The sequence below is a fragment of the Pseudomonas sp. NFX1 genome, from assembly GCF_051123555.1.
Classification (GTDB): domain Bacteria; phylum Pseudomonadota; class Gammaproteobacteria; order Pseudomonadales; family Pseudomonadaceae; genus Aquipseudomonas; species Aquipseudomonas capeferrum.
This window is the reverse complement of the sequence record NZ_CP169366.1, coordinates 5765162-5780501: the sequence shown is the minus strand read 5'-3', so window position 1 is coordinate 5780501 and position 15340 is coordinate 5765162. Positions and strand designations below refer to the sequence as shown.

Below are 15340 nucleotides of genomic sequence, written 5' to 3'. Positions count from 1 at the left end.
AGGGATGCTGATCGTGCACATCGCCGACATCACCATGTTCTACGCCCCCGCCAGCGGCGGCGTGCGTACCTATCTTGATGCCAAACACCGCCACCTCGATGCCCTGCAAGGCGTGCGCCACAGCCTGTTGATCCCCGGCGCCAGCGCGCAACACGCCGATGGCATCTACCAGGTGCCCGCGCCGCCCCTGCCCTTCGGCAACGGCTACCGCTTCCCGGTGCGTCTGGCGCCCTGGTGCAATGTGCTGCGTAACCTCAAACCCGACCTGATCGAAGTCGGCGACCCTTACCTGACCGCTTGGGCTGCCCTGGAGGCACGCCGCCAGCTCGACGTTCCGGTGATCGGCTTCTACCACTCCGACTTGCCGCTGCTTGTCAGCAACCGCATGGGCAACTGGTTCACGCCCAATGTCGAGGCCTATGTCAGCAAGCTGTACGGCAACTTCGACCGGGTGCTGGCGCCCAGCCAGGTGATGGCCGACAAACTGCGCCGCCTGGGCATCCGTGACGTGCACGTGCAACGCCTGGGCGTGGACCTGGCCACCTTCAACCCCGAGCACCGCGACCCGCACCTGCGCGCCGAACTGGGGATTGCCGACACCAGCCGCCTGTTGATCTACGCCGGCCGTGGCTCGCGCGAGAAGAACCTGCCGGTGCTGCTCGACTGCATGCAGCGCCTGGGCCGGCCTTATCACCTGCTGCTGGTCGGCTCCAACATGCCGGTCAATGTGCCGGATAACGTCAGCGTGGTCGACCACTTCTGCCCACCGCAGGAAGTCGCCAGGCTGATGGCCAGTGCCGACCTGCTGGTGCATGCCGGCGACCAGGAAACCTTCGGCCTGGTCATCCTCGAAGCCATGGCCAGCGCCACGCCGGTGGTGGCGGTGCGCGCCGGCGCCTTTGGCGAAATCGTCAACGAACAGTGCGGGCGGCTGTGCCAGGCCAACGACGGCACAGCCATGGCGCAGGCCGTGCGCCAGGTCTTCGAAGAGGGCGTGCGCACGCTCGGCAGCCAGGCCCGCCGCCATGTCGAGCAGCATTATTCATGGGACAACGTGGTGGCCGGCTTGCTGCAGCATTACCAGGCCGTGCTCGGCCACCAACCGCTGGTGCGAGCCCATGGCTGAAAGCGCCAGCGCCCCCCGCAGCCTGATGTTGGTGCTGCACGACATCGCGCCCGAGACCTGGCCCGACTACCAACCCTTCGTCCAGGCCATCGATGAGATGGGCGGTGTGCCCATGACCTGGCTGGTGGTGCCGGACTTTCACCACCGCAACCCCCTACACCGCTCACCGTCCTTCTGCCGCCTGCTCGAACGGCGCCTGGCGCTGGGTGACGAGCTGGCGCTGCATGGTTTCTACCATGCCGACGACGGCGCGCCACCGCGCAGCCCCGGCGCGTTCTTCATGCGCCGCATCTATACCCACGAAGGCGAGTTCTATGGGCTTGATCAGCAACAGGCACTGCAGCGCCTGGAGCAAGGACTGGCAGTGTTCGACCAACAAGGCTGGCCGGTTGCCGGCTTCGTCGCCCCGGCCTGGCTGATGAGCGAAGGCACGCGCCAGGCATTGCGCCAGCTGCCGCTGCGCTACACCAGCACACCGCAGCACCTGTACCGCCTGCCGGACTTCACCGCCATCGAAGCCCCCGGCCTGGTCTGGAGCGCGCGCAGTGCCTGGCGTCGAGGGTTATCGAAGATGCTTTGCGACTGGCAATGCCGGCGCTGGCGTGAAGCCGGCACCGTACGCCTGGGCCTGCACCCGGTGGACATGCGCCACAAGGCGTCGCGCGAATACTGGCTACGCACCTTGCGCGCACTGTTGGCACAGGGCCGTGTGCCGTTGACCAAGTCCGCCTGGCTGGACGGCCAGGCCAGCGCATGAACCGCCTGGGCTGGCTGGGCCTGGCACTGCTGGGCGCCGTGCTGGTGCCGATAGTGCTGGGCGGTAGCGAACTACTGCCCAGGCTTCAACGCTTCGACCCCGGCCTGTTGCTGACGCTGCTGGGCATGATCCTGCTGTGCTGGGTGATAAACGCCCTGCGCCTGCGCCTGCTGCTCGGCCAGCAAGGTGCTCAGCTCAAGTACCTGCGCAGCCTAGGCGTGGTCATGGCCACCGAATTCGCCATCTGCACCACCCCGGGCGGCAGCGGCGGCCCGCTGACCCTGATGGCCCTGCTGGCGCGGGACCGCATCGGCCCGGCGCGCAGCGGCGCGGTGTTCGCCATGGACCAGTTGAACGACCTGCTGTTCTTCTTCTGCGCGATGCTGGCGATTGCCGGCTATGCGTTGTTTCACAGCCTGGGGCACAGCCAGCAAAGCATGTTGCTGGGCAGCGCGCTGCTGCTGTGCTCGGCGTTAATCGTGGTGCTGGGGCTGCTGCGCTACCGGCGCGCCATGATGCGCTTCAATGGACGGCTGTTGCGCCGCCTGGGCATGTCCGAATGCCGTAAACGCCGCTGGGCGCGCAAGCTGCTGCACTTCATCGACGCCCTGGCGCAGACCTGGCGCCTGCCCAAACGCACCCTGGCACTGGTGTTCACGCTGACCTGCGTGCATTGGGGCCTGCGCTACAGCGTGCTGTACCTGGTGCTCAAGGGTTTGGGCGTGGAACTGTCGTGGATCCCCAGCTTTCTGGTGCAGATGCTCTCGCTCAGTGCTGGCCAGTTCAGCCTGCTGCCAGGCGGTGCGGGGGCTGCCGAGCTGACCTCGGCAAGCCTGCTGACGCCCTTGGTGGGCAGTTCGACAGCGGCTGCGGCGATCGTGATCTGGCGTGCGGTCACTTACTACTTTTATCTGCTGGCGGGGGGGCCGGTGTTTGTCTGCCTGCTGGCGCGTCCGTTGCTGGAACGCTGGCGGCGTCAGGCGGGTTGAGCTGGCGCCAGAGCTCGGCAGCACCGGGGAAGTTGGTGCCGTCGGCGTCGCTCAGGGCCTCGGGGTCATAGCGGGCCAGGCAGCCCTCGCCGAGGGTTGGCGGGGGTGAGGCGGCGGCTTTGTCGCGGGGGTCGGCCATGGCGATTCACTCGGGATTGCCGGGGCTGCTGCGCAGCCCCGTGTCGCTGTCAGTCGAACACCACCGTCTTGTTGCCGTGCACCAGCACGCGGTCTTCCAGGTGATAACGCAGGCCGCGGGCCAACACCATTTTCTCGACATCACGGCCGAAGCGCACCATGTCTTCGATGCTGTCGGCATGGCTGACACGTACCACGTCCTGTTCGATGATCGGGCCGGCATCCAGCTCTTCGGTCACGTAGTGGCAGGTCGCACCGATCAGTTTAACGCCGCGCAGGGCCGCCTGATGGTAGGGCTTGGCACCGACGAACGACGGCAGGAAGCTGTGGTGGATGTTGATCACTTTTTCAGCGTAGTCCTGGCACAGCTGCGGCGGCAGGATTTGCATGTAGCGAGCCAGCACCACCACATCAGCGGCGTGCTCCTGAACCAGGCGCGACACTTCGGCGAAGGCTGGCGCCTTGTCCTTGGGGTCGACCGGCACATGGAAGAACGGAATGCCGTGCCATTCGACCATGCTGCGCAGGTCATTGTGGTTGGACACCACGCACGGGATATCGCAATCCAGCTCGTCGGTGTGCCAGCGGTGCAGCAGATCGGCCAGGCAATGGGATTCGCGGCTGGCCATCAGCACCACGCGCTTTTTCTGCGCCGAGTCGGTCACCCGCCAGGTCATGGAGAACTCTTCGGCGATCGGCGCGAACGCCTCGCGAAATGCCTCGATACCGAATGGCAGGGATTCGGCACGGATTTCATGACGCATGAAGAACCAACCACTCTGTTCATCGGAGTGGTGGCTGGCTTCGTTGATCCAGCCATTGTACAAGGCCAGGAAATTACTGACTTTCGCCACGATGCCAACACGGTCGGGGCAGGCGATCACCAGACGATAGGTGCGCATGAATGAGACTCCAGAACTTCGCAAAGGCGCTCATTCTAGCGGCCCGCCAGAAAAAACGCAGTATGGATTGCACGGCGCGTCTTGTGCGCACCTGCCCACACACACGGCAAGCCGCCGCGCCTCGCCATGACAAAATGCAGGGGCTTATGTAAATTTTTGTTCACGTGGAGAAATGTTGTCACAGCTTAATTAACTGTTAATTGCCCAATTCCATGTTTACTTGCGAGTATGGCCTGTCTATTATTGGCCCACACATTTCTGAACACGTATTAAAGGAACACTCCATGTCCCTGATTAACGAGTACCGCGCCACCGAAGAAGCCATCAAGGAACTTCAGGCCCGCCTGGCCAACCTGTCCCAGGATGACAAGCTGAAGCAAGAGCTGGAGTTCGAAGGCAAACTGCGCACGCTGATGGGCGAGTACTCCAAGTCGCTGCGTGATGTGATTGCCCTGCTCGACCCAGAGTCGAAACTGAGCAAGGCGCCACGTGGCGCGGTCAAGGTCACCGCCACTAAGCGTGCGCGCAAGGTCAAGCAATACAAGAACCCGCACAATGGTGAAGTGATCGAAACCAAAGGCGGCAACCACAAGACCCTGAAAGAATGGAAAGCCAAGTGGGGTGGTGACGTGGTTGAAAGCTGGGCGACCCTGCTGGACTGATAGTCCGCACGCTCACATTGCTTGACGCAACAAAAACGCCGGCTCGATGCCGGCGTTTTTGTTTGTCCACTCAGCGCGCAATTGCAAATTGTGTCTTCAGTTTACTGGCGTGTTCCTGCCAGGCGTCCAATACCCGGCGGCCCGCCTCGTCGGCGCTTTCCCAGGCACGCTGGCGCGCCTGCTCGAAATCACCCAGGGTATTCGGCGCGCCCCACTGCGGGTCGCTCAGACGTTGCTGACAGAATGCATACCAGCGCTGGCGCTCTTCGCTATTCAAGGTGTCAGGGAAGTTGCGTGCCCGATAACGGAACAACAGTTCAGGCATGCGCGGGTCATCGAACATCCAGTGCCCCTGACCCAACTGCGCAGGTTCCAGCGTGCGAACTTGCTCGCACAAACGGCGGTCGCGGTCCCCTAGAAAACCGTCATACAACTGTTGTTCAGGGTCTTCACTCGGGGCGAAATCATCGTTGCCATAAATGTGCGCCAGCTTGTCTTGCCAGTCCGCCTGTTGATTGGCCAATTGCTCGCCGCGCAATTGTAACAACGTCAAGTCCACACCCAGGCGCTGTTGATCGGCCGGGCGCAATACCGAGAGCGGTGCCAGCACCGGGCAACGGTTGATCTGCACCAATTTAAGCGGAACGGGTAATTCACCTTCGGCCAGATCTTCATGCCGGGTATACAAGCGCTGGCGAAGAACTTCGGCACTTTCCCGTATTAACGGTAGGGTTTCCTGATGCAGGTCGCAGACAATCAGGGCATTGCGATTGCGCGGGTGCCACGCCAGCGGCAGGACCACCCCCAGGTAATTACGCGCCGCCGAAAATCGCCCTGAAATATGGACCAGTGGCTGCAACAAACGAATCTGCTCCATCACTTTATGTTTGCTGCGCAACTGAAACAGCCACTCATACAACTTCGGTTGTTTTTGCCGAATCAAGCGCGCCAGGGCAATGGTGGCCCGCACGTCGGAAAGTGCTTCGTGGGCATGGCCATGGTCGATGCCATTGGCTTTGCTGAGCAGTTCCAGGCGCAGGCTGGTGCGGCCATCCTGCTGCGGCCACTCGATGCCTTCAGGGCGCAGTGCATAGGCCGTGCGCACGATGTCGATCAGGTCCCAGCGGCTGTTGCCGCCCTGCCACTCACGGGCGTAGGGGTCGAAAAAGTTGCGGTACAGGCTGTAACGCGTCACCTCATCGTCGAAGCGCAAGGTGTTGTAGCCGGCACCACAGGTGCCAGGGCGCGCCAGTTGCTCGTGCACGCGGGTCATGAACTCGGCTTCGCACAACCCCTGGGCTAGCAGTTGCTGCGGGGTGATACCGGTTACCAGGCAGGCGGCCGGGTGCGGCAGGATGTCGTCGGAGGGGCAGCAATAGAGGCTGATCGGTTCTTCGATCTCGTTGAGGTCGAAATCGGTGCGTACACCGGCCACCTGCAGTGGCCGGTCGCAGCGCGGGTTGATGCCAGTGGTTTCGTAGTCGTGCCAGAAAATGCTGGAGCTCACGGGGTCGTCCTGTATCAAGGTCGACCCGATTCTAGCGCGATTCTCGCGCGCCAAGGCTCAGGGGGAGTCAGGCGGATGCGTTGGCGGGGCGGAAACTGAAATAGTCGCGCAACGAGCGGACGAATTCATCGTACTCGCGGGGCGCCTGCAGCAACATGAAGCCAGAATCGTAGTTGCCGGGCGTCTGGTCTTCGCGGCACCACAGGCAACTGGCGGTGAGGTTGATGAACTGGTACCCGCCACCGGCCAGCGGCAAGCGCAGTTGCAGTTCGTAGTCTGGCCCGACCAGTACCGGCAGCTGGCTGATCAGCATCAGCCCATCTTCGGAGGCATTACCCAGCTGGCCGATTGCCTGATCGGTAAAACGGTTGAAGACCTTGAGAACGCAGGGCAACTGATGGCGTTCGATATGCCGCTTGTTGAACATGATCACAAGTGCAGTCCGTACCCGGTGCCAGGAATGCGAGGTACTGGCGGTTGTTGTAACAACTGAGTTACAGATTAGCGCAGCGCGCACGGTAAATCCCGTGAAATAAATCACACCTTGGCATTAACGCCAAGGGGTGGCTTTCACCGGGTTGGCCACGGCCGCTTCGGCACCGCGGTAATGGCCAAGCTGCTCCAGTGTTTGCAGGCGAGCCTGGGCACGGTACGCGTATTCGTTGCCGGGGTACTGCTGGATCAGGTACTCGTAGGTCTGCGCTGCATCCACGAACAACTTCTGGCGCTCCAGGCACTGGCCGCGCAGCAGCGACACCTCCGGGTGGACGAACGGTCGCGCGCGGCTGGTGCGGTCAACCTGCGACAGCTCCAGCATGACCCGCTGGCAATCGCCGCGGTCATAGGCACGGTAGGCGTTGTTCAAGTGGTGGTCCATGGACCAGCGGGTGCAGCCGACGGCGCTGGCCGCCAAGGCTAAAACGATCAGGGCTCGCATGGGGGGTCTCCTTTGATGCCAGTGTATCGGCCTTTGCCGATAAATCTTCACACCCTTTTGCAAGGATGGCCTGACCGTTCAAACGCCACCCTGCCTCGCTCGCAGGTAGTGCAACGGAACAATGACTACAGCGCGATTCAGGAGTAGCCTTTCGCTGCGCTTCACTATAGGAGTCTGTGCATGACCATCCGCCGTACCAAAATCGTCGCCACCCTTGGCCCCGCCAGCAACTCGCCGGAAGTGATCGAACAACTGATCCTTGCCGGCCTGGACGTGGCACGTCTGAACTTCTCCCACGGCACCCCGGACGAGCACAAAGCGCGCGCCCGCCTGATCCGTGACATCGCCGCCAAGAACGGCCGCCATGTCGCTTTGCTGGGCGACCTGCAAGGTCCGAAGATCCGCATCGCCAAGTTCAGCAACAAGCGCATCGAATTGAAGATCGGTGACACGTTCACCTTCTCCACCGCCCACCCGCTGACCGAAGGCAACCAGGACATCGTCGGTATCGACTATCCCGACCTGGTCAAGGACTGCGGCGTTGGTGACGAACTGCTGCTCGACGATGGCCGTGTGGTCATGCGCGTCGAGACCGCTACCGCTGATGCACTGCACTGCGTGGTGATCATCGGTGGCCCGCTGTCGGATCACAAAGGCATCAACCGCAAAGGTGGCGGCTTGACCGCGCCGGCCCTGACCGAAAAAGACAAGGCCGACATCAAGCTGGCCGCGGAAATGGACCTGGACTACCTGGCCGTATCGTTCCCGCGTGACGCCAGCGACATGGAATATGCCCGCAAGCTGCGTGACGAGTCCGGCGGCAGCGCCTGGCTGGTGGCCAAGATCGAGCGTGCCGAAGCCGTTGCCGACGACGAGACCCTCGACAAGCTGATCGCCGCCTCCGATGCCGTCATGGTTGCCCGTGGCGACCTGGGTGTGGAAATCGGCGACGCCGAGCTGATCGGCATCCAGAAAAAGATCATCCAGCACGCCCGCCGCAACAACAAGGCGGTGATCGTGGCGACCCAGATGATGGAGTCGATGATCCAGAACCCGATGCCGACCCGCGCTGAAGTGTCCGACGTGGCCAACGCCGTGCTCGACAACACCGATGCGGTGATGCTGTCGGCCGAAAGTGCTGCCGGTTCCTACCCGATCGAAGCCGTACAGGCCATGGCGCGGATTTGCCAAGGTGCCGAAAAGCACCCGACCAACCAGAAATCCAGCCACCGTCTGCACACCACCTTCGAGCGTTGCGACGAAAGCATCGCCCTGGCGGCCATGTACACCGCCAACCACTTCCCGGGCGTCAAGGCGATCATCGCCCTCACCGAAAGTGGCTACACCCCGCTGATCATGTCGCGCCTGCGTTCGCACGTGCCAATCTTCGCCCTGTCGCCGCACCGCGCTACCCAGGCTCGCGCCTCGATGTTCCGTGGTGTCTACCCGATCGCCTTCGACCCGGCTTCGCTGCCGGCCGACAAGGTGAGCCAAGCGGCGGTCGACGAACTGCTCAAGCGTGGCCTGGTGCAACAGGGTGACTGGGTGATCCTGACCAAGGGCGACAGCTACCACACCATCGGTGGCACCAACGGCATGAAGATCCTGCATGTCGGTGATCCGCTGGTCGGCTGATAGCCTTCCTGGGGGGGCCGCTCTGCGGCCCCTTCGCGGGGCAAGCCCGCTCCCACAGTTACCCTTCTGAACTCAAGCGCAGTCAGGTCGCTGTGGGAGCGGGCTTGCCCCGCGAAAGGGTCGGCATAGGCGCGCAACATTCCTCAGGCATGCTCGACAAACACATCGGCAAACACCTGGTTCCTCGGCACCCCCGCAATAAACAGCCGCCGCGCAAACCGCTCGACACTCCCCGGCGAGCCACACAGCAGCGCGATGGTCTGCCGTGATGACGGCCGCAACGCCGCCAGCGCTTCATCCAGCTGCTCCGCCAGCACCTGCTCGACACGCACCCCGTCCATTGCCAGCAACGGCTCAGCCAGGTAATGCCCGGCGTGCTCACGTGCCACATGCAGCACCCTGATCTCACCCCGATGCCCCTGGCGCAGCGCCTCGCGCAAGATGCCCCACAATGGCGCAAGCCCCGTCCCGGCCGCGAGCAACCACAGCGCACGGTCCTGCCAGTCCGGGTCATAATGCAACGCCCCGCCCCTCAACTCGCCCAGGCGCAGCTCATCGCCAACCCGCAAGGCCCGGGCCTGGTCACAGAAAGCCCCTGGCCGCTGGCAATCGATATGAAACTCCAGCAAGGCGTCTTCACCCGGCAGGCTTGCCAAGGAATACGGTCGCGCGACCGCACCGTTCCACAGCACCAGATGCTGGCCGGCCTGATACCGCAGCGCCCGCTCCGTGCGCAGGCGCAAGCGCAACACATCGCCAAACCAGTCCAGTTCACGCACCGTTGCGGGCATCCCTTCGAGCTGCGGGTCAAACACTGCCACGCGCAGGTCATCCACCACCCGGCACTGGCAGGCCAGGCGCCAGCCCTGTGCGTGCTTGTCCAACGCCAATGCCTCGGGCAGGGCATCCACCGGTTGCCCGTCCAGGCAATGCACCAGGCAGGCGTGGCAACTGCCCGCACGGCAGCTGTAGGGCACATTCAAGCCTGCCTCGTTCAAGGCATCGAGCAAGTTACTGCCGGTGGGCACCGTCCAGCGGCGCTCGCCCACACAGAGTTCAGGCATGGTCATTACTTCCTTGGTCTACATCGCCACTCTAAGGCAAGCCGCTATCGGCAGCAAAAAGGATGCCCGCCGCACTGCCGACCATGGTCCAGACCACGCGCAGGTGTTTCGCACGGTGAGGCGCGCTATACTGCCGCGCCTTTTTACGTCGGCCTGACCTGCCGACGCCTTGCCAGGCGTTTCGACACACAGGTGTGCAGTGTCGGAAAGCCTTTACGAATGTTCCCGTCTTTAAGAGGAGCGCGCTGCATGACCGTGATCAAGCAAGACGACCTGATTCAGAGCGTCGCCGACGCCCTGCAATTCATTTCGTACTACCACCCCGTCGATTTCATCCAGGCGATGCACGAGGCCTACCTGCGTGAAGAGTCGCCTGCCGCGCGCGACTCCATCGCCCAGATCCTGATCAACTCGCGCATGTGCGCCACCGGCCACCGCCCGATCTGCCAGGACACCGGTATCGTCACCGTGTTCGTGCGTGTGGGCATGGACGTGCGCTGGGACGGCGCCACCCTGAGCGTCGACGACATGATCAACGAAGGTGTGCGTCGCGCCTACAACCTGCCTGAGAACGTCCTGCGCGCCTCGATCCTGGCCGACCCGGCCGGTGCCCGCAAGAACACCAAGGACAACACCCCGGCCGTCATCCACTACTCGATCGTCCCTGGCGACAAGGTCGAAGTCGATGTCGCAGCCAAAGGCGGCGGCTCGGAAAACAAGTCGAAGATGGCCATGCTCAACCCGTCCGACTCGATCGTCGACTGGGTACTGAAGACCGTCCCGACCATGGGCGCCGGCTGGTGCCCACCTGGCATGCTCGGCATCGGCATCGGCGGCACTGCCGAAAAAGCTGCGGTCATGGCCAAGGAAGTGTTGATGGAGTCCATCGACATTCATGAACTCAAAGCCCGTGGCCCGCAGAACCGCATCGAAGAGATCCGCCTGGAGCTGTTCGACAAGGTCAACCAGCTGGGCATCGGCGCCCAGGGCCTGGGCGGCCTGACCACCGTGCTCGACGTCAAGATCATGGACTACCCGACCCACGCCGCCTCCCTGCCGGTATGCATGATCCCGAACTGCGCCGCCACCCGTCACGCGCACTTCGTGCTCGACGGCAGCGGCCCGGCCGAGCTGGAAGCGCCATCGCTGGACGCCTACCCGGAAATCGTCTGGGAAGCTGGCCCAAGCGCCCGTCGCGTCGACCTCGACTCGATCACCCCGGAAGAAGTGGCCAGCTGGAAGCCAGGCGAGACCATCCTGCTCAACGGCAAGATGCTCACCGGCCGCGACGCCGCGCACAAGCGCATGGTCGAGATGCTCAACCGTGGCGAAGCACTGCCGGTCGACCTGAAAGGCCGCTTCATCTACTACGTCGGCCCGGTCGACCCGGTCGGTGACGAAGTGGTAGGCCCAGCCGGCCCGACCACCGCTACCCGGATGGACAAGTTCACCCGCCAGATCCTCGAACAGACCGGCCTGCTGGGCATGATCGGCAAGTCCGAGCGTGGCCCGACCGCCATCGAAGCGATCAAGGACAACAAGGCCGTATATTTGATGGCCGTCGGCGGCGCCGCCTACCTGGTGGCTCAGGCGATCCGCAAATCCAAGGTCCTGGCGTTCGCCGAGCTGGGCATGGAAGCGATCTACGAGTTCGAAGTGAAGGACATGCCGGTCACCGTCGCGGTGGACAGCAATGGTGAGTCGGTGCACATCACCGGCCCCGCGCTGTGGCAGAGCAAGATCGCCGAAAGCCTGGCTGTTGAAGTGAAGTGATTCACCCTTCGGCCTGATCGAAAACGCCCGGCATCTGCCGGGCGTTTTCATTTACAGGCTGCGCTCGAACTGCTCTGGCCAGTCGCGCCGGGTAAACACCTGCCCCTGCTCCCTTACCCGCCGCACCGCCGCAAGGTCCACATTACAGATCAGCCACCGGCTGCCGGCCGGGTCAAGCTCGGTACTCAGGGCCACTACACCGTCCTTCGGCATGCCATGGTCCGGCGGCACAAACAACCCGGCCCGCCCAATGTTCTCATCCAGCGCCTGCGACCACGGGGCCAACCCCACCGTGGGGCTCTGCAACACTGCAATCTGGTTTTCCAGGGCCCGCGCCTGGGCACCAATGCGCACCCGGTGGTAACCGGCTTCGGTATCGGTGCAGCTCGGTGCCAGAATCAGGTCGGCGCCCCCTTCTGCCAGGCGCCGTGCCAGCATCGGGAATTCGTTGTCGTAGCAGATCAGAATGCCCAGCCGCCCCAGCTGGGTGTCGAACACCTTGAGGCCATCGCCCGGGGCAATGTCCCATTGTTCCCGCTCGAAGCGCGTCATCATCAGCTTGTCCTGATGCCCCAGTTCACCCTCGGGGCCAAACAGCCAGGCACGGTTGCGATAGCGGCCATCGCTGTCCTGCACCGGCAGGCTGCCAGGCTGAAGGTAGACGCCCCAGCGCCGGGCAATGCGCTCGCACAGCGCTTTCCAAGGTTCGATCAAGGGCTGGATACCGGCGATAGAAGCCTTCAAATCACCCCGCTGCTGCGCAGGTAACAGCCCGCTGAGTACCAGGCCCGCGTATTCCGGCAACAGCAGCAGCTGAGCGCCGGCCTCGGCCGCTTCGGCGCACAGGCCCTGCAGATGATCGACGTAGGCATCCCAGGTCTTGTGCAGCTCGATGGCGTACTGGCAGGCCGCGAGGCGGATCATATCGGCAGTTCCTTGAGCCAGAACGACATGATCTTTTCAGACGATTCCTGTTCATCCAGGTCGCGCCAGGCATAGTGGGTGCGCAACGAGGGGTCGTGCAGGAACCCACGATTGCGCCAGAACCCCTGCAAGGGCTTGTAGTGCGCGGGGCGCAGCGGGTGTACGCCGGGCCGTTCCACGGCACAGAAGGCGCAATAATCGAACTCGGCGAGTTTGTGGGCGTAGGACTCGCGCTCGATGAAAAAACGCACCCCCAGCCCTTGGCCACGGTACTCCGGCAGCACCACCGACTCACCGAAGTAGTACACGCTGGCCGGGTCACGCCCCTGGGCCAGGAACGGCTGCTGGAACTCGGCGGCAACGTCCACCAGCGGCAGGCTGGTGGCGGCACCCACCACCCGGCCGGCGTCCAGCGCCAGTACTACCAGGCTGCGCCCGGAGCGGGCGTACGTAGATAAATAGTCGGCCTCGTACTCCGGCGTACCGTCGTAAAGGTAGGGAAACTCGCGGAACACGGTCAGGCGCAGGCGAGCGAGGTCATCGATGTAAGGCGCGATAGCGGCGCCGTGCAACAGGCGGATTTCCATGCTTGGCGGTCGTTTTGTCGATGTGGATGACGCGCTCGGCTAAGCCGGGCTTGAGGGGAAACCCTATCATCCGAACCAACGCGCCGCCTTTTCCCAACACGACAGGAATTGTTCCATGACCGCTACCGAACTGGTAAATGCCTACTACGCCGCCTTCAATGCCGGTGACATGCCCGGCTTTCTCGCACTGCTGAACGAAGATGTGATCCACGACATCAACCAGGGCGAGCGGCAGATGGGCAAGGCCAGGTTTGCCGCGTTCATGGACAAGATGAACCGCTGCTACCGCGAGCGCCTGGCCGATATCGTGGTCATGCAGAATGCCGACGGCAGCCGCGCGGCCGCGGAGTTCACCGTGCATGGCGAGTACATCGCCGATGACGAAGGCCTGCCCGCGGCCAACGGGCAGACCTATGTGCTGTCGGCGGGTGCGTTCTTCTATATCCACTGCGGCAAGATTGCCCGGGTGACCAACTACTACAACCTCAATGACTGGGTCGAGCAGGTCGGCTGAATCTGCATGCGCTTTTTGTACAAGCGGCCTTGCAGATCAGGTGATACGTGTACCTAGCACCTTGAGGAAAGCCGCCAGCCAGGCCGGGTGGGCAGGCCATGCCGGCGCGGTCACCAGGTTGCCTTCCACATGCGCCTGGTCCACCGCGATATCGATAAACGTCCCGCCCGCCAAACGCACCTCCGGCGCACAGGCAGGGTAGGCACTGCATTCGCGCCCTTCCAGCACACCCGCCGCTGCCAGCAACTGCGCGCCATGGCACACCGCCGCAATCGGTTTGCCCGCCTGGTCGAACGCCTTGACCAGCTCCAGCACCCGCTCATCCAGGCGCAAGTATTCCGGGGCACGGCCACCGGGGATCAGCAAGGCGTCATAGCTTTCGGCACGCACCCGCACAAAGTCATAGTTCAGGGCAAAGTTGTGCCCCGGCTTTTCGCTGTAAGTCTGCTCACCCTCGAAATCATGGATCGCGGTGCGCACGGTCTGGCCCGCAAGCTTCTCGGGGCAGACAGCGTGCACCGTATGGCCAACCATGCTCAGGGCCTGGAACGGCACCATCGCTTCGTAATCCTCGACGTAGTCGCCAACCAGCATGAGAATTTTCTTCGCCGTCATCGCATCCACTCCTTCCATTGCTTGTGAACAGTCACTGCACGATAGTCGCTCTCAGTCACGCCGGTCGAGCAGGTTGACCACCAGACGGTCGAGCCAACCCCATACCCGCTGCTTCACCCGTCGCCACAGCGGCCTGGCGTTCCAGTGGTCGAGGTCGACTTCTTCGCTCAAAGCGAAGTCACGCTCGAAACTGGCCACCACGGCAGCGGTCAGCGGCGGGTCCAGGGCCTCGATATTGGCCTCAAGGTTGAAACGCAGGTTCCAGTGGTCGAAGTTGCACGAACCAACGCTCACCCAGTCGTCCACCACGGCCATCTTCAAGTGCAGGAAACACGGCTGGTACTCGAAAATCTTCACCCCGGCGCGCAGCAGGCGCGGGTAGTAACGATGCCCGGCATAGCGCACCGAGGGGTGATCGGTGCGCGGCCCGGTCAGCAGCAGGCGCACGTCCAGGCCCTTGCTGGCCGCGCGTCGCAACGAGCGGCGCACACTCCAAGTCGGCAAGAAATAAGGCGTCGCCAGCCACACCCGCTGCTTGCCGCTGTTGAGCGCGCGCACCAGCGAATGCAGGATGTCCTGATGCTGACGGGCGTCGGCATAGGCTACCCGGCCCATGCCTTGCCCCTGCGCAGGCACCTTGGGCAGGCGCGGCAGGCCGAAACCTTCGGCTGGGCGCCAGGCGGTGCGCCGGTTGTTGGCGTGCCATTGGCGGTCGAACAACAACTGCCAGTCGCTGACCACCGCCCCCTGCATCTGCACCATTACCTCGTGCCATTCGCTGGTAGCGCTGGCCGGCGTCCAGAACTCGTCGGTGACGCCCGTGCCCCCCACCACTGCCCAGCGCTCGTCCACCAACAGCAGCTTGCGGTGATCGCGATACAGGTTGCGCAAGCCACGCTTCCAGCGCAGGCGGTTGTACCAGCGCAGGTACACGCCTGCTTCCAGCAGCCGCTGGCGCAGGGCACTGTTGAAGGCCAGCGAGCCATAGTCATCGAACAGGCAGCGCACCCGCACACCGCGCCTTGCGGCCTGCTCCAGCGCTGCGACGACCGCTTCGGCGCAGGCGCCAGCCTCGACCAGATACAGTTCGAGGTCTACCTGGAACTCGGCGCGCGTGATCGCCTCAAGCATGCGAGGGAAGAATTCGGGGCCGTCGATCAGCAGTTCGAACTGGTTGCCATCCCGCCAGGGGAAGACCGGCCCCGGCATG

16 protein-coding genes are annotated in these 15340 nt (G+C 63.3%); 7 read left to right on the top strand and 9 right to left on the bottom strand.

What is annotated here, in order from left to right; all coding sequences use genetic code 11:
* Positions 1-4 precede the first annotated feature (4 nt).
* The 3 genes from DJ563_RS26065 to DJ563_RS26055 are packed head-to-tail and all read left to right on the top strand — an operon-like array spanning position 5 to position 2872.
* Positions 5-1126, top strand: coding sequence for a glycosyltransferase family 4 protein (locus DJ563_RS26065; protein ID WP_434518568.1), 1122 nt, complete (start codon positions 5-7; stop codon positions 1124-1126).
* The gene (locus DJ563_RS26060) at positions 1119-1883 is read left to right on the top strand and encodes a DUF2334 domain-containing protein (RefSeq protein ID WP_274099606.1); all 765 of its coding nucleotides are present in this window, start codon (positions 1119-1121) and stop codon (positions 1881-1883) included. Before DJ563_RS26065 ends, DJ563_RS26060 begins: the two co-directional genes overlap by 8 nt.
* Positions 1880-2872 carry a lysylphosphatidylglycerol synthase transmembrane domain-containing protein gene (locus tag DJ563_RS26055; protein WP_434518567.1) on the top strand — a complete coding sequence of 331 codons (993 nt, stop codon included), beginning with the start codon at positions 1880-1882 and terminating at the stop codon, positions 2870-2872. The genes DJ563_RS26060 and DJ563_RS26055 overlap by 4 nt, the downstream gene beginning before the upstream one ends.
* 188 nt (positions 2873-3060) lie before the next feature.
* Here the strand turns inward: DJ563_RS26055 and purU are convergent, their stop codons facing one another.
* Positions 3061-3912, bottom strand: coding sequence for a formyltetrahydrofolate deformylase (purU, locus tag DJ563_RS26050; protein ID WP_033702772.1), 852 nt, complete (start codon positions 3910-3912; stop codon positions 3061-3063).
* Between the two features lie 284 nt (positions 3913-4196).
* On the opposite strand from purU, the gene mvaT reads away from it, so the two are divergent.
* A complete protein-coding gene (gene mvaT / locus DJ563_RS26045) occupies positions 4197-4574 on the top strand; it encodes a histone-like nucleoid-structuring protein MvaT (RefSeq protein ID WP_033702773.1) in 378 nt (125 codons plus the stop codon).
* A 70-nt stretch (positions 4575-4644) separates the two neighbouring features.
* On the opposite strand, the gene sbcB is transcribed toward mvaT, so the two are convergent.
* From sbcB to DJ563_RS26030, 3 genes are all read right to left on the bottom strand, one after another.
* A complete protein-coding gene (gene sbcB / locus DJ563_RS26040) occupies positions 4645-6081 on the bottom strand; it encodes an exodeoxyribonuclease I (protein WP_434518566.1) in 1437 nt (478 codons plus the stop codon).
* A gap of 67 nt (positions 6082-6148) precedes the next feature.
* Complete coding sequence (locus tag DJ563_RS26035; protein ID WP_033702999.1) at positions 6149-6508, bottom strand: PilZ domain-containing protein; 360 nt, start codon at positions 6506-6508, stop codon at positions 6149-6151.
* Positions 6509-6631: 123 nt separating this feature from the next.
* Positions 6632-7018 carry a tetratricopeptide repeat protein gene (locus DJ563_RS26030; RefSeq protein WP_095064207.1) on the bottom strand — a complete coding sequence of 129 codons (387 nt, stop codon included), beginning with the start codon at positions 7016-7018 and terminating at the stop codon, positions 6632-6634.
* A 180-nt stretch (positions 7019-7198) separates the two neighbouring features.
* On the opposite strand from DJ563_RS26030, the gene pyk reads away from it, so the two are divergent.
* Entirely contained in the window at positions 7199-8653 is a 1455-nt protein-coding gene (gene pyk / locus DJ563_RS26025) for a pyruvate kinase (protein WP_033702776.1), read from the top strand.
* A 143-nt stretch (positions 8654-8796) separates the two neighbouring features.
* Here the strand turns inward: pyk and DJ563_RS26020 are convergent, their stop codons facing one another.
* Positions 8797-9717: an iron-sulfur-binding ferredoxin reductase gene (locus DJ563_RS26020; RefSeq protein ID WP_274099609.1), complete on the bottom strand. Its 921-nt coding sequence runs from the start codon at positions 9715-9717 to the stop codon at positions 8797-8799.
* Between the two features lie 249 nt (positions 9718-9966).
* Here DJ563_RS26020 and DJ563_RS26015 point away from each other — a divergent pair, with 249 nt between their 5' ends.
* On the top strand, positions 9967-11490 hold the full coding sequence (locus tag DJ563_RS26015; RefSeq protein WP_434518565.1) for a fumarate hydratase: 1524 nt from the start codon (positions 9967-9969) through the stop codon (positions 11488-11490).
* Positions 11491-11541: 51 nt separating this feature from the next.
* Here DJ563_RS26015 and DJ563_RS26010 read toward each other — a convergent pair whose 3' ends face one another.
* Positions 11542-12414, bottom strand: coding sequence for a carbon-nitrogen hydrolase family protein (locus DJ563_RS26010; protein ID WP_434518564.1), 873 nt, complete (start codon positions 12412-12414; stop codon positions 11542-11544).
* Positions 12411-13001: a GNAT family N-acetyltransferase gene (locus tag DJ563_RS26005; protein ID WP_033702780.1), complete on the bottom strand. Its 591-nt coding sequence runs from the start codon at positions 12999-13001 to the stop codon at positions 12411-12413. The genes DJ563_RS26010 and DJ563_RS26005 overlap by 4 nt, the downstream gene beginning before the upstream one ends.
* A gap of 115 nt (positions 13002-13116) precedes the next feature.
* Between DJ563_RS26005 and DJ563_RS26000 the strand changes: the two genes are divergently transcribed.
* Positions 13117-13515 (top strand): nuclear transport factor 2 family protein, encoded by a 399-nt coding sequence (locus DJ563_RS26000; protein WP_033702781.1) that lies wholly within the window; start codon positions 13117-13119, stop codon positions 13513-13515.
* 36 nt (positions 13516-13551) lie between these two features.
* On the opposite strand, the gene DJ563_RS25995 is transcribed toward DJ563_RS26000, so the two are convergent.
* Positions 13552-14130, bottom strand: a complete 579-nt coding sequence (locus DJ563_RS25995; protein ID WP_434518563.1) for a DJ-1/PfpI family protein — start codon at positions 14128-14130, stop codon at positions 13552-13554.
* A 51-nt stretch (positions 14131-14181) separates the two neighbouring features.
* Positions 14182-15339, bottom strand: a complete 1158-nt coding sequence (locus tag DJ563_RS25990) for a phospholipase D-like domain-containing protein (protein ID WP_434518562.1) — start codon at positions 15337-15339, stop codon at positions 14182-14184.
* Position 15340: the final 1 nt, after the last annotated feature.